General features: G+C 64.7%; 15 protein-coding genes. 10 read left to right on the forward strand and 5 right to left on the reverse strand.

Annotated elements, in window-relative coordinates:
- Position 1 precedes the first annotated feature (1 nt).
- The 8 genes from ppsA (at position 2) to ACJRPG_RS19480 (ending at position 10,918) form a co-directional block, all read left to right on the forward strand.
- On the forward strand, positions 2-2,362 hold the full coding sequence (ppsA, locus tag ACJRPG_RS19445; protein ID WP_408001759.1) for a phosphoenolpyruvate synthase: 2,361 nt from the start codon (positions 2-4) through the stop codon (positions 2,360-2,362).
- A gap of 98 nt (positions 2,363-2,460) precedes the next feature.
- Complete coding sequence (locus tag ACJRPG_RS19450) at positions 2,461-2,880, forward strand: NfeD family protein (RefSeq protein ID WP_408001760.1); 420 nt, start codon at positions 2,461-2,463, stop codon at positions 2,878-2,880.
- 47 nt (positions 2,881-2,927) lie between these two features.
- On the forward strand, positions 2,928-3,878 hold the full coding sequence (locus tag ACJRPG_RS19455) for an SPFH domain-containing protein (RefSeq protein WP_408001761.1): 951 nt from the start codon (positions 2,928-2,930) through the stop codon (positions 3,876-3,878).
- Between the two features lie 2 nt (positions 3,879-3,880).
- The gene (locus tag ACJRPG_RS19460) at positions 3,881-4,300 is read left to right on the forward strand and encodes a DUF4259 domain-containing protein (RefSeq protein ID WP_408001762.1); all 420 of its coding nucleotides are present in this window, start codon (positions 3,881-3,883) and stop codon (positions 4,298-4,300) included.
- A gap of 104 nt (positions 4,301-4,404) precedes the next feature.
- The gene (locus ACJRPG_RS19465; RefSeq protein ID WP_408001763.1) at positions 4,405-5,583 is read left to right on the forward strand and encodes a HEAT repeat domain-containing protein; all 1,179 of its coding nucleotides are present in this window, start codon (positions 4,405-4,407) and stop codon (positions 5,581-5,583) included.
- Positions 5,584-6,417: an NAD-dependent protein deacetylase gene (locus ACJRPG_RS19470; protein ID WP_408001764.1), complete on the forward strand. Its 834-nt coding sequence runs from the start codon at positions 5,584-5,586 to the stop codon at positions 6,415-6,417.
- 67 nt (positions 6,418-6,484) lie between these two features.
- Positions 6,485-9,424 carry a sensor histidine kinase gene (locus ACJRPG_RS19475; protein ID WP_408001765.1) on the forward strand — a complete coding sequence of 980 codons (2,940 nt, stop codon included), beginning with the start codon at positions 6,485-6,487 and terminating at the stop codon, positions 9,422-9,424.
- 15 nt (positions 9,425-9,439) lie between these two features.
- Positions 9,440-10,918 carry an alpha/beta hydrolase gene (locus ACJRPG_RS19480; RefSeq protein ID WP_408001766.1) on the forward strand — a complete coding sequence of 493 codons (1,479 nt, stop codon included), beginning with the start codon at positions 9,440-9,442 and terminating at the stop codon, positions 10,916-10,918.
- Here ACJRPG_RS19480 and ACJRPG_RS19485 read toward each other — a convergent pair.
- From ACJRPG_RS19485 to smpB, 3 genes are all read right to left on the reverse strand, one after another.
- The gene (locus tag ACJRPG_RS19485) at positions 10,915-11,451 is read right to left on the reverse strand and encodes a FlgO family outer membrane protein (RefSeq protein WP_408001767.1); all 537 of its coding nucleotides are present in this window, start codon (positions 11,449-11,451) and stop codon (positions 10,915-10,917) included. The two genes, ACJRPG_RS19480 and ACJRPG_RS19485, sit on opposite strands and share 4 nt — an antisense overlap.
- A complete protein-coding gene (locus ACJRPG_RS19490; protein ID WP_408001768.1) occupies positions 11,451-12,137 on the reverse strand; it encodes a hypothetical protein in 687 nt (228 codons plus the stop codon). The genes ACJRPG_RS19485 and ACJRPG_RS19490 overlap by 1 nt, the downstream gene beginning before the upstream one ends.
- 95 nt (positions 12,138-12,232) lie before the next feature.
- On the reverse strand, positions 12,233-12,682 hold the full coding sequence (smpB, locus tag ACJRPG_RS19495) for an SsrA-binding protein SmpB (RefSeq protein WP_408001769.1): 450 nt from the start codon (positions 12,680-12,682) through the stop codon (positions 12,233-12,235).
- 66 nt (positions 12,683-12,748) lie between these two features.
- On the opposite strand from smpB, the gene ACJRPG_RS19500 reads away from it, so the two are divergent.
- A complete protein-coding gene (locus ACJRPG_RS19500) occupies positions 12,749-13,180 on the forward strand; it encodes a type II toxin-antitoxin system RatA family toxin (protein ID WP_408001770.1) in 432 nt (143 codons plus the stop codon).
- On the forward strand, positions 13,173-13,457 hold the full coding sequence (locus ACJRPG_RS19505; RefSeq protein WP_408001771.1) for an RnfH family protein: 285 nt from the start codon (positions 13,173-13,175) through the stop codon (positions 13,455-13,457). Before ACJRPG_RS19500 ends, ACJRPG_RS19505 begins: the two co-directional genes overlap by 8 nt.
- 39 nt (positions 13,458-13,496) lie before the next feature.
- Here ACJRPG_RS19505 and ACJRPG_RS19510 read toward each other — a convergent pair whose 3' ends face one another.
- Entirely contained in the window at positions 13,497-15,563 is a 2,067-nt protein-coding gene (locus ACJRPG_RS19510; RefSeq protein ID WP_408001772.1) for a S9 family peptidase, read from the reverse strand.
- Positions 15,564-15,581: 18 nt separating this feature from the next.
- Positions 15,582-17,423, reverse strand: a complete 1,842-nt coding sequence (locus ACJRPG_RS19515; RefSeq protein WP_408001773.1) for a hypothetical protein — start codon at positions 17,421-17,423, stop codon at positions 15,582-15,584.
- Between the last annotated feature and the right edge of the window lie 5 nt (positions 17,424-17,428).

A 17,428-nucleotide genomic window follows, 5' to 3' on the forward strand; every position in this document is an offset into this window, starting at 1 on the left:
AATGACGGATGTGGAGTCGGTAGGCGGCAAGAACGCCTCGCTCGGCGAGATGATCAGCCAGCTCGCCGGGGCCGGCGTGCGCGTGCCTGGCGGCTTTGCCACCACGGCGCAGGCTTTCCGCGACTTTCTTTCCCATAGCGTCGATGGCGGCAAGCCGCTGGCGGACCGCATCGCCAACCGCCTGGCCGATCTGAATATCGACGACGTGCGCGCGCTGGCGCAAGCCGGCGCCGAGATTCGCCAGTGGATTATCGACACGCCCTTCCAGCCCCGCCTGGAGGCCGAAATCCGCACCTTCTACGAGCGCCTGGTGGCCGATTCGTCCACCGAGATGTCCTTTGCCGTGCGTTCCTCCGCCACCGCGGAAGACCTGCCGGATGCGTCCTTCGCGGGCCAGCAGGAGACCTTCCTGAACGTGGTGGGCATCGACAATGTGCTGGACGCGATGAAGCACGTTTTCGCTTCCCTCTACAATGACCGCGCCATTTCCTACCGCGTGCACAAGGGCTTCACCCACGCCGAAGTGGCGCTGTCCGCCGGTGTGCAGCGCATGGTGCGTTCCGACCTGGGCGCAGCGGGCGTGATGTTCACCATCGATACCGAATCGGGCTTCAAGGACGTGGTCTTCATCACCTCCAGCTATGGCCTCGGCGAAACCGTGGTGCAGGGCGCCGTGAATCCGGACGAGTTCTATGTGCACAAGCCGATGCTGGAACAGGGCAAATCGCCCGTCATCCGCCGCAATATCGGCTCCAAGCTGATCAAGATGGAATTCACTGCCGAAGCGAAAGCCGGCCGTTCGGTCAAGACCGTGGACGTGCCGATCGAGCTGCGCAACCGCTATTCGCTGACCGATGCGGACGTGGTGGAACTGGCCAAGTACGCCGTGATCATCGAGCGCCACTACGGCCGCCCGATGGATATCGAGTGGGGCAAGGACGGCCGCGACGGCAAGCTGTATATCCTTCAGGCGCGGCCCGAAACGGTGAAGTCGCAGCAGAAGGCGACCGATGCGCAACAGCGCTTCAAGCTGAAACAGACCGGCACCGTGCTGGCTTCCGGCCGCGCCATCGGCCAGAAGATCGGCGCCGGCCCGGTGCGCGTGATCCACGATCCGTCGGAAATGGAACGCGTGCAGCCGGGCGATGTGCTGGTGGCCGACATGACGGACCCGAACTGGGAGCCGGTGATGAAGCGTGCTTCCGCCATCGTCACCAACCGTGGCGGCCGTACCTGCCACGCGGCGATTATCGCCCGTGAACTGGGCGTGCCAGCGGTGGTGGGCTGCGGCGATGCGACCGAAGTGCTGAAGGATGGCACTTTCGTTACCGTGTCCTGCGCCGAAGGCGACGAAGGCAAGATCTACGACGGCCTGCTGGAAACGGAAGTGTCCGAAGTGGCGCGCGGTGAGCTGCCCAAGCTGCCGACCAAGATCATGCTCAACGTGGGCAACCCGCAGCTGGCCTTCGACTTCCAGCAGGTGCCGAATGCCGGTGTGGGCCTGGCCCGCCTGGAGTTCATCATCAATAACAATATTGGTGTGCACCCGAAAGCGATCCTGGAATACCCGAACATCGATGCGGACCTGAAGAAGGCCGTGGAATCGGTGGCGCGCGGCCACGCTTCGCCAAAGGCCTTCTACGTGGACAAGCTGGCGGAAGGCATCGCCACCATTGCCGCGGCCTTCTGGCCGAAGCCGGTGATCGTGCGCCTGTCCGACTTCAAGTCGAACGAGTACAAGAAGCTGATCGGCGGTTCGCGCTACGAGCCGGATGAAGAGAACCCGATGCTGGGCTTCCGCGGCGCCGCGCGCTACCTGGCGCCGGACTTCGCCGAGTCCTTCAACATGGAATGCCTGGCCATGAAGCGCGTGCGCGAAGACATGGGCCTGACCAACGTCGAGATCATGGTGCCCTTCGTGCGTACCATCGGCCAGGCCGAGAAAGTGATCGACCTGCTGGCCAAGAACGGCCTGAAACGCGGCGAAAACGGCCTGCGCGTCATCATGATGTGCGAAGTGCCGTCCAACGCCGTGCTGGCCGAGCAGTTCCTGGAGCACTTCGACGGCTTCTCCATCGGTTCCAACGACCTTACCCAGCTCACGCTGGGCCTGGACCGCGATTCCGGCATGGAGCTGCTGGCGGCCGACTTCGACGAGCGCGACCCGGCAGTGCGCGCGCTGCTGTCGCTGGCGATCCAGGCCTGCCGCAAGCACGGCAAGTACATCGGCATCTGCGGCCAGGGGCCATCCGATCATCCGGACCTGGCGGAGTGGCTGATGGAGCAGGGCATCGAATCGATGTCGCTCAATCCTGACTCCGTCATCGATACCTGGCAGAAGCTGGCGGAAATGCAAAAATAAAAAAACAACACAACGATGGAATTTTCTTCTATCGTTACGGAAACCCTCGCTTCCCGCTCAGGGCTGCGGGGGTTTTTTACTTGAGAGGAGACTGAAGAATGGCTGACTGGGTCATGTGGCTGATTGCTGCAGGCGTGGTGGTGGCGCTGGAGCTGTTCACCGGCACCTTTTACCTGCTGATGATTGCGATCGGCCTGCTGGCTGGCGCCTTGCTGGCCTTTATGCGCGTGGACTTGCCGGGACAGCTGCTGGCTGCGGCCGTGGTCGGCATCGTGGCTACCGTATTGCTGCGCCGCAGCCGGTACGGCAAGGCGGAGAAGCGCGATGCGGCGCGCGATCCGAACGTGAACATGGATATCGGACAAAGCGTGAACGTGCCTGCATGGCAGGACGGCACGGCGCGCGTGATGTACCGCGGCGCGATGTGGGATGTGGAACTGGCGCCAAACGCCGCGCCAGTGCCTGGCGTATTCCGCATCGTTGAAGTGCGCGGCAGCCGCCTCATCGTCGGCGCTTGATTGTCATCCCCGCCTGCGCGGGGGCGACGGGATAACAAGGAGTTAAAATGGAATTCGGTTTCGGCAGCGTTACCCTCATCATCTTCATCGTCGCCCTGGTCTTCGTCTTCAAGACCATCAACGTGGTGCCGCAGCAGCACGCGTGGGTGGTGGAACGCCTAGGCAAGTACCACGCCACGCTGGGTCCCGGCCTGAACATCGTGGTGCCTTTCATCGACCGCATCGCCTACAAGCACATCCTGAAAGAGATTCCGCTCGATGTGCCTTCGCAGGTCTGCATCACCAAGGACAACACGCAGCTGCAGGTGGACGGCATCCTGTATTTCCAGGTCACGGACGCCATGCGCGCCTCCTACGGTTCGTCGAACTACATCGCCGCCATCACCCAGCTGGCGCAGACCACGCTCCGTTCCGTGATCGGCCGCATGGAGCTGGACAAGACTTTCGAGGAACGTGACCACATCAACGCCACCGTGGTGAACGCCATCGACGAATCGGCCGCCAACTGGGGTGTGAAGGTGCTGCGCTACGAGATCAAGGATCTCACGCCGCCGACCGAAATCCTGCACGCCATGCAGGCGCAGATTACGGCGGAACGCGGCAAGCGTGCGCTGATTGCAGCTTCCGAAGGCCGCAAGCAGGAGCAGATCAATATTGCGACCGGCGAGCGTGAAGCCTCCATCGCCCGCTCGGAAGGCGACAAGCAGGCCGCCATCAACCGCGCGCAGGGCGAAGCCGCCGCCATCGTGGCCATCGCCGACGCCACCGCCACGGCGCTGCGCCAGGTGGGCGCCGCCATCCGCGATCCGGGCGGCGAAGAAGCCGTGAACCTGAAGGTGGCCGAGAAGTATGTGGAAGCCTTCGGTGAACTGGCCAAAACCAACAATTCGCTGATCGTGCCTGCCAACCTGGGCGACATGAGCGGCCTGATTGCCACCGCCATGCAGGTGGTAAAAACCCAGAAGCAGGGCGCCGTCGTGCGTCCGGGCCAGGCATAAAGATGGGCACCTGGTCGACAGGCGCTTTCGGCAACGACTTCGCCCAGGACTGGGCGGAGGACTTGCAGGAATCGATGGATCTCTACTTCATCGCGGATACGCTGGACAACGCGCTGTCGTCCGGTGAAGCGGGCATGCTGGAGGCGCCCTTCGGCGCCGAGGCGCTGGCAGCCGTTGAGACGCTGGCGCGGCTGGAGGGCAGGGCTGGTCTGCAGGACGAAGACAGTGCCGCCGTGGATGAGTGGGTGGCGGCGATGAAACCCAAGTTCAAGCTGCGCAGCGACCTGCACGAAAAAGCGCTGCGCGTGCTTGAGCTGGTGCTATCCGGGCGCTCCGAATTGCGCGAGCTGTGGCAGGATAGCGAGCATGACGAGGCATGGCGCAACGAGGTCGAATCGCTCCGCGCGCGCATGCAGGCTTGAGCAAGGAAGTAAGGATGAGAGTTGTAGCAAAGGGCCGCATGGCGGCAGGGAGCTCCGCACGTGGTGCAGTCCAGGGTGCCGGTGCAGGAGCACGGACAGGCGCCGTGGCAGCGGCACGGGCACCGGCGGAACGGATCACTGCACTGCTGGCGGGGTTAACGCTGGCCGCGGGCGCACTGCTGGGTGGCGAGGCCATTGCCGCGCCGGGCGAGCAGGATATTGCGGCACGGCTGGCGGCCATGCGCGCCATGCCCGCGGCAGCGGATGAAAAGGCGGCCGCCGAACAGCGCCGCGAACTGGATAACAGCTGGCGCTATTTCGGCGACAATAAGTCGGCAGCACTGCCTGTGTTGCGCCGCCAGCTGGCGGCGGAACTGCGCCAGCCGAAGCCGAACCAGCTGGTGCTGCTCGACGTGGGCTACTTCCTGCGCGCGCAGGGCGAGCCATCGGACAAAGCCCTGTCCACCCAGGCCCTGCTGGCCATCAACACCGAATCGCCGCTGATCACGGCACAGGCGCCGCAGCTGTTCCGTTTCGTCCACGCAGCCGCGCAGGACAAGGATGCGCGGCTGTTGCCGCTGATCGACCGCGCCTTCCTGCGCAAGAACGTCAATGTGCTGATTCCGCAGCATGGCTACGTACTGGATGAAACCTCGGTCTGCATTTATCTCTACGGCCCTTTCGGCAGCGCGGCTGAATCGCACCTGCGCGGCCTGCTGGGCGATGCGGCCGTGAACAAGCGCGCGCTGGAAGTGCTGATGTGGGTCGGCTCGCCGGACAGCGTGGCCGCCGTGGCGCCGCTGCTGAACGACAGCGACCCGGATGTTTTCGCCCGCGCCGCCACCTTCATGCTGCGTGCAGGCGGCCCTGAAGGGCGCGCCGCACTGGAGCAGATCGATCCGCGCAAATTTGAAGGCAAGCAGCGCGAATTCGCCTTCGAAATGTATTCCCAGGCGCGGGCCATGAATTTCGAATCGCTGGCTACCCAGCTGTTCGAAGCGCCGCAAACGCCGTCCTCCACCGCCAATGCGGACAGCCGCAAGCCGCGCCGCATGGATGAAGCCACCACGCGCGCCGCACTGGCCGGGATCTACGACAACTACGGCCGCTACCAGAACGTACAGCCCGCGGACCTCGTTCAGTCGCAGATGCCGAAGCAGGAACTGATGAATGAACTGCTGCGCATCCGCGAGCGCAGCTACCTGCGGGTTTCCGGCGAAGCGCTGACGGAGCTGGACCTCACCAATACCCTGATCAACACGCTGCGCTACCGCGACAAGTAAATGCACGGCGAGCAGATCGACCAACTGGCGGACTTCCTGGGCCGCCATCGCCGCGTGCTGGCACTGACCGGCGCCGGCATCAGCACGGCCTCCGGCATTCCCGGCTACCGCGATGAAGAGGGTGTGCGGCGCGGCAAACCGCCAATCCAGGGCCCCGAATTCCGCCGCTCGGACGCGGTGCGCCGCCGCTACTGGGCCCGCAGCATGGTGGGCTGGCCGGTGCTGGCCGGCGCGCGGCCGAACCCCGGCCACCACGCGATGGCGGCACTGGAGCGTGCGGGCCGCCTGCATATGACGGTAACGCAGAACGTGGACGGCCTGCACCAGGCCGCGGGCAGCGAACGCCTGATTGAGCTGCACGGGAATATCCACCTGGTGCGTTGCCTGGCATGCAGCTCCATCTACCGCCGTGCGGAGATCCAGCAGCGCTTGGCGCGGGACAATCCCGCCATGCTGGCCGCCAGCGCCCAGCCGCTGCCCGATGGCGACGCGCAGGTGGAGCCCGAAGCGCTGGAGGATTTCATGGTGCCGGCCTGCGCGCGATGCGGCGGCATGCTGCAGCCGGACGTGGTCTTCTTCGGCGATAACGTGCCGCCGGAGCGCAGCAGCGCCGCGCTGAACGCCATGCAGGAAGCCGATGCGCTATTGGTGGTGGGCTCCTCGCTGGTGGTGTTCTCCGGCTACCGCTTCTGCCGCATGGCAGCGGAAGCCGGCAAGCCGATCGCCGCCATCAACGCCGGCAAAACGCGTGCCGACGACCTCATTTCCCTCAAGGTGGCGCAGCCCGCGCAGGAGATCCTGCCGCAGCTCGCCGCCAGGCTTCTCCACCAATAGTAAGAAGTCGCCGTCCCCATCCCTGTGCCAGAATGGCCCGATAATAAACTCACAATATCGGTGAACCATGACTGGGATACAGGCCGGAACGCGCGCGGCAGCCGCGCTCCTGTGCAGTCTTGTGCTGGCCGCAGTGCCGGCTTCCGCCAGCAACGAGGGCGTGCTGGGCGCCTATTTTCACACTGCCTGGGGGACGGGCGACGGCGCGCCTGCCGACGTGCAGGAGATGGCGCAGACGCCGGACGGCTGGCTGTGGGCAGGGTCGTCATCGGGCCTGTACCGCTTCGACGGCCTGCGCTGGGAGCGCGTCACGGCGATTGACGGCAATCCGCTCCCGCAAAGCAGCATCATGTCCCTCGCCGTGATCGATGGCGCGCTGTGGGTCGGCTACCAGTTCGGCGGCGCCAGCCGCTTCAAGGATGGCAAGGTGCGGCATTATGGCCAGGCGGACGGCCTGCCGGGAAGCACCCTGTTCAGCTTCCTGAAAACGTCGGACGGCAAGATGCTGGCGGCGACACCGGTCGGCGTGTTCGAGCTCAAAGGCGATAAATGGAGCGCTTCCTGGCCAAAGGAGAGCGATCCTCCCAAATTTGCCGTCATGCTGCGCCAGTATGGCGATGAGACCTGGCTGGGCGGCGAGACCGAACTGTTCGTGCGCGGGAAAGGGCAGACGGAGTTCCGCCGTGTCCACGAGGGCAAGGACCGCCAGCCGCTCAGTATCGATGCCAGCGGCGATATCTGGACGGCGGGCGATGACGGCGCCTTGCGCTACGACCGCAAGGCCGGGCGCTTCCTGCCTGCCAGTGCAGCGCAGCGCGATATCAGCAGCATCTACCACGCGCCAGACGGATCGCTGTGGGTGAACCGAAAGAATGCGCTGGAACGGGTCGATCCTGTCACCTTCGCCACGCAGGAGCGCATCACGCGGCAAACAGGCCTGAGCGGCGCGGGGCCGATCGGCTTCCTGAACGACAGCGAAGGCAATCTGTGGGTATCAACGGACGCCGGCATCGACCGGCTGCGCCGCAACAAGGTAATGCGGCTTGCCGTCAGCGGAGAAACGCATTATCCCGGTGTGCTGCCGGTGGATGGCGGTGTGTGGGTCAGCTCCTCGGAGAATAATCCCCTGCGGCTGATCGGGACCGCCGGGAAAGTAAGCGAGGGCGGGCTGCAGAACGTGCAGAGCATGGCGCGCAGCCCTGACGGCACCTTGTGGTTTGCGAACGCCGAGCATATCCTGCGCATAGGCAGGGATGGCCGGCAACTGATACCGCTGGAGGCGCCGGACGAGAACCACATCCAGATGATGACGCCGGCGCGTGACGGCGGCATATGGGTATCGAGACTGGGCAAGCCAACGATCCTGCGAGTGAAGGACGGCAAATGGAGCCGCCACGATGAGCTGAAAGCCTTCGCGCGCAGTACCCCGGTTTCGCTGTTCGAAGACAGCGCCGGACGCTTATGGCAGGGCTATACAAAAGGCCGGCTTGCCGTGGCCGAAGGCAAGGCTGTCACCAGTTACACGGAAAAGGAAGGCGTCACAACCGGCAATGTGCTCGCCTTCGCCGAAAGCGGCGGCGCGGTATGGATAGGCGGCGAAACGGGCCTGATGGCCTGGCATGGCGGAAAGCTGGTGACGATGCAGACCATGGCGGGCAAACCATTCCTTGGTATTTCAGGCATCGTGCAAGGGCGCGGCGGCGACCTGTGGCTGAACGGTATCGAAGGGCTCACGCGCATTCCATCCGCCGACTGGCAACGGGCGCTCAGGGATGGCAGCGGCAAGGCGAATTTCGAGCGCTTCGACTTCCACAATGGCGTGGAAGGCGTAGCGCCCCAGCTGCGCCCCATACCTTCGCTGGTGCAGGCGCAGGATGGAAAGTTGTGGTTCACGACAAACAATACGGTGCACTGGATCGATCCGGACCGTGTGCTGCGGAATACTGCGCCGCCCCCGGTGCAGATGCTCGATGTGAATGTCGACGGCAAGCAGATGGCGGCCTCGCCCAATCTTGAACTGCCGCCGCGCGCGGGGACGGTGCAGCTGAACTACACGGGCCTGAGCCTGGGCATGCCGGAACGGATGGCCTTCCGCTACAAGCTGGAAGGCGTAGACCGCGATTGGCAGGAAGCGGGCAACCGCCGCAGCGCGTTCTACACCAATCTGGCGCCGGGGAGCTACCGCTTCCACGTCAAGGCGGCCAACGAGGACGGGGTGTGGAACGAGAAGGGGGCCACGCTGGCCTTCGCCGTCGCGCCGACACTTACGCAGACCTGGTGGTTCCGCGCGCTGTGCGTTGCCGCTGCCGCGCTGGTCCTGTGGCTGCTGTACCGCCTGCGCCTGCGCCAGCTGGCGGCGCGCCTGCGCAACCGTTACGAGGCACGCATCGACGAACGTGAACGCATCGCGCGCGACCTGCACGATACCTTGCTGCAGTCCGTGCAGGGCATGCTGATGAAAGTGCAGGCGGCCATCATGCCGGTATCGGCGGAAGACCCGCTACGCCAGCGCATCGAAGGTGCGCTGCAAAGCGCTGAGCACAGCATCGGGGAAGCCCGCGACAAGGTACGCGAACTGCGCAGCGGCGAGAACGGCGCGGACATTGTTGCCTTGTTCGGTGATCGTGGCAGGGAACTGGCCGAGGGCACGTCCACACGCTTTGAGCTATCGGTTAACGGCAAAGCGCAAGCGCTGGAGCCGGCCGTGCTGGAACAGCTTGCGGGCATCGCCTGCGAAGCGCTGGCCAACGCCTTCCGCCACGGCGGTGCGAAACTGGTACAGGGCCGGATCGATTTCGGCGCCCGTGAACTCACGCTGGCTGTGCGCGACGACGGCCAGGGCATTCCGGCGGACGTGCAGGCGGCAGGCCGGCGTGAAGGGCATTTCGGTATGATAGGCATGCGCGAGCGCGCCGCGAAGATCAATGCGAAGCTGCAGCTGCGGAGCAGCGCGGAAAGCGGTACCGAATGGACGCTGACCGTGCCCGGAGCGCTGGCCTATCGCTAAAGCAAGGGAGGCTGGATGAAACCGTGGTTCCTGAAAGTGAGTGCCGTCATGATCTGTGCGCTGGTGCTTTGCCCCGCGCATGCCGCCCGCAAGGCGGGCGATATCGAGGTGCAGAAGGGCATGGCGAAGGCCGCTGACGGCAGCAGCGTTCCTTACGAAATCGGCACCATCTACCTTCCCGAGAACCGTGCGAACCCGAACAGCCGCCTGATCGGCGTGGGTTTTGCACGCATCAAGGCACGCCAGCCGGGCAATGCACCGCCGGTATTCTGGCTGCCGGGCGGTCCCGGCCTGGCGGTGCTGGACGCCTTTGACGGCAGCAGCGACGCGGCGCGCAACCGCCTGCGGTCCTGGCTCACCTATGGCGTGGTGGGCGACCTGGTGGTGGTGGAACAGCGTGGCAATACGCTGCGCGGCGAGATGCTGCGGCAGCCCGGGCGTGCCGTGCCGCTGGACCGTCCTTTCACGGATGCACAGAGACGCGAAGCAGCGGTCCAGCTGGCGCGCGACGCGGTGGCCGCCAATCCGGACAAGGATCTGGCGGGTTACACCATCAGGGATTGCGCGGATGATGTGGATGCGGTGCGGCGTGCCCTCGGCTACGGCAAGATCACCCTGTTCGGCGGCAGCTTCGGCTCGCAATGGAGTTTCGCCGTGATGCGCGCCCATCCGGATATCGTGGCACGCGCTGTGCTGACTGCCGTTGAACCGCTGGATTTCGGCTACGACATGCCTTCGCAGCTGCTGGCCGCAATGAAGCGCATCGCGGCCGATGCCGACCGCGATCCCGGTCTCGCACCCTACCTGCCGCCCGGCGGCATCATGGCCGCCGCCAATGCCGTGCGCGAACGGCTGGCGAGAGCGCCGGTCGAGGTGGCGGTGGAGGGCCAGCGTATCGTGCTCGGCCTTGAGGACTTCCAGAGTGCGCTGCAGGACGAAGCAGCCGATGCCGGAAACTGGCCGGCCTTCGTGCTGTCGCTGTATCACGGCCACTATGAGGCCTGGGCGCGCAATGAGATCAAGGGGCGCCAGGCCGAGCCCCAGAAGCTGATTGGCCCGCTGATCGACACCAGCCTTGGGGTAACGCCCCGGCGTGCCGCGCAGCTGCGCGCCGATCCTGCGCTGCCGCTACTGGGAAACGCGGGATTCGAGCCCTATATGGCGGCCGCCGAAGCGTGGCCGACGCCGGACATGGGCGACAGTTTCCGCCGCATGGGGCGGAGCGAAATTCCCGTGCTGCTGATCCATGGCGACTGGGACAGCTCCACGCCGGTTGAAAACACGCTGGCGCAACTGCCGTACTTCCCGAACGGGAAAGCGCTCATCGTGCATCGGGGAGGGCATGACGGCGCCTTCTACCTGCTGCGCGAAGCGCCACAGGCAAAGGAGGCGGTGTACCGCTTCCTGAAAACGGGAGAGATGAAGGACTTGCCGGGAGAATTGACGCTGCCGGTTCCCGCTTTCGTGAAACCGGCTTTCGCGCCTGAGTCTTAACGCTGCATCAGCATCGAGCGCACGATGCCTTCTTTCGCCAGCACGTAGTCGTGGCCTGCGATGACGAAGTTATTGTGCGGCTGGACCACCTTGATATTGATGAAGACCATATCGCTGGTCTCGGCATAGGAACCCACCACCACGGCCTGCGCATTGTGGTTCTGCGCCACCTCGCCGATTTCGCGGGTCAGCATCAACTCGCCCTGGTTGCGTTTCAGGTAGACGTTGTTCCGCAGCTTCATCTCCACCATTTTCAGGCCGCCCTGCGAGAGGCGGGTGGAGATCTGTTCGGAAATCAGGCGGCCCAGCGTCGAGGTCTGGTCCAGCGAATCGATATTCACCACGGTGGCCATGATCAGCGGCTTCTCGGCCAGCAGGCGGCCGTTCAGCTGCGCCAGCAGGGTATCGGCAGCCTTGTAGTTGGCGCCGACGAACTGGTTGGAGGCCACGGTGGCGTAGTTCGGCTCATTCTTCGGCGTTTCGGTGGAGCAGGCCGCGAGCAGCAGCGGCAGCAGCAGTACAAGCTTGCGCATCAGCGGTCTCCCCGCACTTTGAAGACCTTGGTCAGCTGCGCATCCTTCGGTTCATCCTTGATGCCGTACAGCGCACGGTCTGCATCGGCCACGTAGTAGGCCGAGGTGGTGCGCGCGAAATAGCGGAACTGGTCGCCCACGGATACGGTGACGATCAGTTCCGTCTTCGGCGTGTCGCCGGGCGCAAAGATGCTGGTGTGGTAGCGGTACAGGTCATGTCCGCCCGCCGCGGCGACGATGCCGGTGGCCGGATCGATATCGCTCAGCACCCACAGGCCAGTGGCCAGGGCTACGGGCCCGCCTGCATAGCGGTACTGCGTGCGGTTCTCGGCGAAGGTAACAGCCTGCACGTCCACATCCACTTTCAGGGAGCCTGCCGGGCTGCGCGACACGGTGAAGCCGTCGTTGACCAGGGCCGAGACCAGGCTGGCGTGCAGGGCGCGCTGGAAAGCCGAACCGGCGCTGGCCGGTTCCGCCAGGTACACGGGGCGCGGCGGCTGCTTGCGCAGGCTATCGGCCAGCTTGCGTTCCAGGTCGTTCGCAATGATGTCCCAGTGCGCTGCCGCCTGCAGCTTTTCCTGCCCCGAGTTCGGGAAATTGGTGGCAACGGGCACCGGCGAATACGGCATGGCGCAACCGGCCAGCACGGCGGCGGCGAGGATTGCGGTTGCAGTTGGTTTGACCATGAAAACACTCTCCAGCAGCGTAGAAATTAGCTGCCAGAGTGTAACATGGCGTGTTTCTATTTGGAAATTAGCCGTGGCTGCCATGCCACGCGGGCTTAACGCTTGTGCTGCTTCATGGCCGAAGCCACTTCGCGGGCGCTGTCCCGATCTTTCTCGGCGGCACGTTTGTCGTGCTGTTTCTTACCTTTGGCAAGGCCGATTTCACATTTCACCCGGCCGCCCTTGTAGTGCAGGTTGAGCGGCACCAGGGTATAGCCGGCGCGCTCCACCTTGCCGATCAGCTTGTCGATCTCCTGGCGGTGCAGCAGCAGCTTGCGGGTGCGCACGGCTTCCGGATGGATATGGGTGGAGGCAGTGGGCAGTGCGCTGATGTGCGCGCCAAACAGGTACAGTTCGTTATCGCGGATCGTAACGTATGCTTCCTTGATCTGGACGCGCGCATCGCGGATCGCCTTGACTTCCCAACCTTCAAGGACGATGCCCGCTTCGAAGCGGTCTTCGATGAAGTAGTCGTGGAAGGCTTTACGGTTATCGGCAATGGTCATGTGGTAAATGGCGCGGGTCGGTTAAACTACGGTCTTTCATCCAACATCATAGCAAACGGTTACTCAATGGCAGTAGTACACAAATCCGTGCTTCTGGGCTACAGCGCAGAGCAGATGTTTGATCTGGTGGCAAAGGTCGAAGATTATCCCGCATTTTTACCGTGGTGTGGCGGTGTGGAAGTAAAGGAGCGGGGTGAGAATACGATTGTGGCCAGCCTGGGCATCAACTACCACGGCGTGAAGCAGCATTTCACCACGGCCAATGTCAACGTGCCGCCCACCAGCATCAAGATGAACCTGGTCGATGGCCCCTTCAAGACCCTGAACGGCACCTGGACCTTCAAGCCGCTGCGGGCAGACGCCTGCAAGGTGGAGCTGGACCTGCACTACGAGTTCTCCAGCCGCCTGCTGGAGCAGGTGATCGGGCCGGTGTTCGGCGTGATTGCCAACAGCATGGTCGACTCCTTCACCAAGCGCGCCGAGACGGTGTATGGCTGAGCGCATCAAGATCTCGGTGTGCTACGCGCCGGGCCCGGTGCCGCTGCTGCGCGCGCTGGAAGTGGATGAGGGCACGACGATCGGCCAGGCCATCGAAATCAGCGGCGTCCTGCAGGACGCGCCCGAAATCAACCTCGTCACCATGCCGGTCGGCATCTACGGTAAAAAGAAGACCCTGGACACGGTCGTGCGGCCGTGCGACCGCATCGAAATCTACCGCCCCCTGATCGCCGACCCCAAGGACGCCCGCCGCCGCCGCGCCAAAAAAGTTGCCTAGAAATTGGGGGCAGACGGGGACGCCGCGTCCCTAATTTAATTAATCCGGGTCTGTCCCCAATTTATTTGCAACATTTCCCAGGCGCAGGTTTTGCTGGAAGTAGGCGCGCAGGGCGCCGGAGGGCTCGGCTGGCGGCCTCGCGCCGAAGTGCTTGTGCAGCATCTGCTCCAGCATGTACACATAGGCGTCGCGCGTGATGGGCTTGCGCGGGTTGTGGCCTTCCTCCGGATCGACCAGCAGCGTCACCGGCTTGCCCAGGCTGTGCAGCTTGCCGGCGTAGCTGGTGATGGTGCTCAGCTCTACTTTCGTGTCCTTGCCGCCGGCCAGCATGATCAGCGGGCGCACCACGCGTTCCGGATGCGCGCGCGGCGCTTCGTCCACGATATGGCGCATGGCGGCCGGGTCGTCGTAGGCGATGCCCAGTTCGCGGAAGCGCAGGGAATATGGTACCTCGGACGACGGCTCGTCCGTGCCTGCAGCCGCCAGCACCAGCGTGGCCGAGAATTCCGGCGGCGCCACGCCCGCCATCCCGAACTGGAACATCTCCGGCGTGTGCGTGAGCGCCAGCAGCACCGAGTAGCCGCCGAACGAGTCGCCCATGATGCCCAGCTTCCGGCGGTCGCCGATGCCGTTCGCGAGCAGCCATTCGATGCCTTCGATGATGTCGCGCTGCACGCGGCCGTTGCCGAAATCAGCCTTCGCCGCCAGCATGTATTTGTCCCCGTAACCCGTTGAGGCGCGGAAGTTGGGCTGGAACACCGCAATGCCCCGGTTGGCGATCAGCTGCACCAGTCCGGCGTAGTCGCCTTCGAAACGGCCCCAGGGGCCGCCATGCACGAGGGTCATCAGCGGCAGCCCGGCTGCTGCGCGGCCCGGCGGCAGGGTGAGGTAGCCATGGATCGTCATGCCGCCCGAAGCCCGGTAGCTGACCGGATGCTTGGCCGCGAGCTGCGCTTCCGCCAGCGGTTCGCTGCGCTGGCGTTCATCGGCAAGGATCTCCTCGAAAGCGCCGCTGGCCGGCTGGTAGAGCCAGAAGCGCTCCTGCGGCAGGCGCGAGCCGCTTTCGGTCAGCAGCCAGGCGCCGGTGGACGGATCGATGGCGATGGCCGCGTCGCCGAAGCGTTTCGCAATCGCGCCGGCGGCGTGCTGCGCTTCAGGCGTCAAGCCCGCGTGCCGCCGCAGCGGCGCCTCGTACGTGGCCAGCAGCGGCTGCGCCCAGCGCCGGTCCAGCACCACGGCGCGCAGGTCGGCCATGCCCAGCGGATCGGTGTGCAGCAAGCGTTGTTCGCCGGTGATGGTATCGAGCTCGCTCAGGGCCTTGCGGTCTTCATTCTCGTTGATCACCATTGCCAGCTTGCGTCCATCAGGCGAGGCCGAAATCAGGCGGCAGGAGCGCAGGCGCTTGCAGCGCGTGACTTCCTGCCACGTTCCATTGCGCCATTGCGAGACGATCTGGTGGTAATCCTTGTCCATCGTTTTGATGAAGGCCGGCTTGCCGTCGGCGCCCAGCAGCACTTCGCGCAGCGGCGCCGCAGCTTCATACAGCACTTCACGCCCACCTTCGCCATCCACGCGCGACAGGCGGTAGCGGCCCGCGCTGTTATCCATCTCCTCAATCAGCGCATGGCGTGGCCGTGTCGTGTCGATGGCCACGGTGCGCTGCGCGAGCTTGCTGTCGAATGCGGCGATGCGCTTGCTGGCGCCATCGGCGGTGTTCACGATCGACAGCGCCGCAGGCGTGTCAAGAAAGAGCGCAGTGCCGTCGGCCGACCAGCTCAGCTCCGCGCGGCCGGCGTTGGGCAGGAGGCGGCGCGTCTGGCGCGAGCGCGTGTCGTAGAGCTTGAGCGACACGTCGCGCTCCTCCATCATCAGGTAGGCCACCTGGCTGCCATCCGGCGAAATCTTCACTTCCCGCAGTTTGGAGCGGCGTGTGACATCCCTGTTCGAGAGCGGCGGGGCCGCCGGCAGCGCCGCATTGCGCTCAGCCAGCGCCTTGAGGTCGGTGGGCTCCTGCGCAGCATGGCTGGCGGGCAGGGCAAGGAGGAGCAGCGGCAAAACGAAGGCGCGAGCGCGCCCCGCCTGCCGCAGCAGGATCGAAATTTTCATGGTGTCTCCGTTAAGAAGTCAGGCGGCTTGCGGGAGCCCGGCGCGGAGCCGGGCGCGTACAGCGGGGGAGAGCCTTTCCTGCATCACGAGCAGGCAAAGCAGGGAAGGTATGCCGATGATGAAGCAGGCCACGATCCACGCGGCGCGCTTGAGCCGCGAGATGCGCGCGGCGCGCAGCCACCACCATGCACCCAGGGCGGACAGCAGGGCAAAGACCGCCGCGGCAGCCCATGCGGCGGGCGGGCGAGGCAGGCGGACTGCGTCGAAAGGCAGTATTTCGCCCTGGTCGATCAGCACATCGGGCAGGGCGAGCAGGGCCTGCAGCGGCGGCGACAGCCACCATGCGCGATGCTCGAACAGCAGCGGATAGTCATGCGCCAGCGGGCGTGCTGCAACTTGCGAGATGTGGCCGCCTGCATCCACATGCAGCAGCACCTGCTTGCCGGCTGCCGCGCCATCGATCGTATTGCGCCCGAAAACAAAGGACACCAGCTCGCCATCCGCCAGCGCGGCTACGTCAACACGCCGGATCTCCTTGACGTCCCCCGGCATCGGAATGCTGTAGCGTTCCGCCGCCTGCTGCAGCGGATGCGCGGTAGCCTTCCAGGCCACAAGGCGTTTAGTGGTCAGTATGTATTCCTGCTGCGGCTTTGGATTATCGATGCGTGTGCGAGCGCCGATAATGGTTTCATCGCCGCGCAGCTGCATGATGGCCTGCCAGCGCCGCGCTCCGGTGTCGAACATCAGCACCTGCTGCGGCAGCACCAGCTGCATGCCGGGCTGTTCAAGTACCGGCGGCGTGGCAAACGCCTGGCTGCGGCCGTCGAGCCCAAGTTCGCCGAGCGGCGCGCCGGTGTACATGTCCATGCCCACGAAGCGCATTTTGTCGTGGCTGAAGGTCCAGATGCCGTTGCTTCCACCTTCCTGGCCGACGGTCCGGCTGCCAGCCGCCAGCTCGTGCCGCAGCGGGAAACGCGTATAGGAAACGTCCACTGGCGCCAGCCTTGCTTTGGGTAGTTCGGCTGCCCACTGCGCCGCGCGGGGATCGGATGACAGCTTGAGCGACATGCCGAACAGCTTGTGGTCCTTGATGCGCGATGCTTCCACGAAGCCCCCCGCGGGCGGCATCGCCGAGTTCAGTGGATGCGTGCCGGCCATGATCATCATGTACTGCGACGCCACGCCGCCGACCCACAGCAAGGCGAAATAGAATCCAATCTGCAGCGGCAAGGCCGTGGCGATGGTGGCTGCCGCGCCTTCCGGCGGCGCAAAGCGGTTGGGCTTCATGACGAAGTAGCCGATCGCCGCCAGCAGCAGCACGCAGAACGCACCCACTGCAACCATGGTCCAGGCGGATGCCAGGTGCAGCATCAGCACGTAGGGCAGGAACAGCAGCACGATGGCGAGCTTGCTGCGGCTGAGCGCCACATAGCTGCCGCACAGCCAGCAGGCCATGGTGAAAAGCGTGACGTAAAGGACGATGGCGTAGTGGTGCAGGTCAACGACGCGCGATGTGGCGGCTTTCGTAACGGCCAGCATCAGTATGCCCGGCAGGCCGATGGCGCAGAAGATCATCAGTGCGGAAGCGCCGGCCAGTGCAACGCTGATGCGCCAGCGGGGCAGGGGCCGGTGCATCAGCCACATCCAGCGTGCAGGCTGGCGATAGGTGACGAACTGGTAGGCACCGAAGATGGCGCCGGCGAGGCCGTAAGCCGTCAGCAGGACGAACTGCTGGCGCCAGTCCATCTGCATCACCAGCGTGAGGCGGCTGATCACCAGCAGCAGCGTAAGGTGCACGCCCGCTGCGATCAGGGCTGCTTTGCGGAAGCGGCGGCATTCTGAAATAAAGAGTTCGTACATGGCGG

It is taken from the genome of Pseudoduganella rhizocola (assembly GCF_045984285.3).
In the GTDB taxonomy this organism is placed as follows: Bacteria; Pseudomonadota; Gammaproteobacteria; order Burkholderiales; family Burkholderiaceae_D; genus Rugamonas.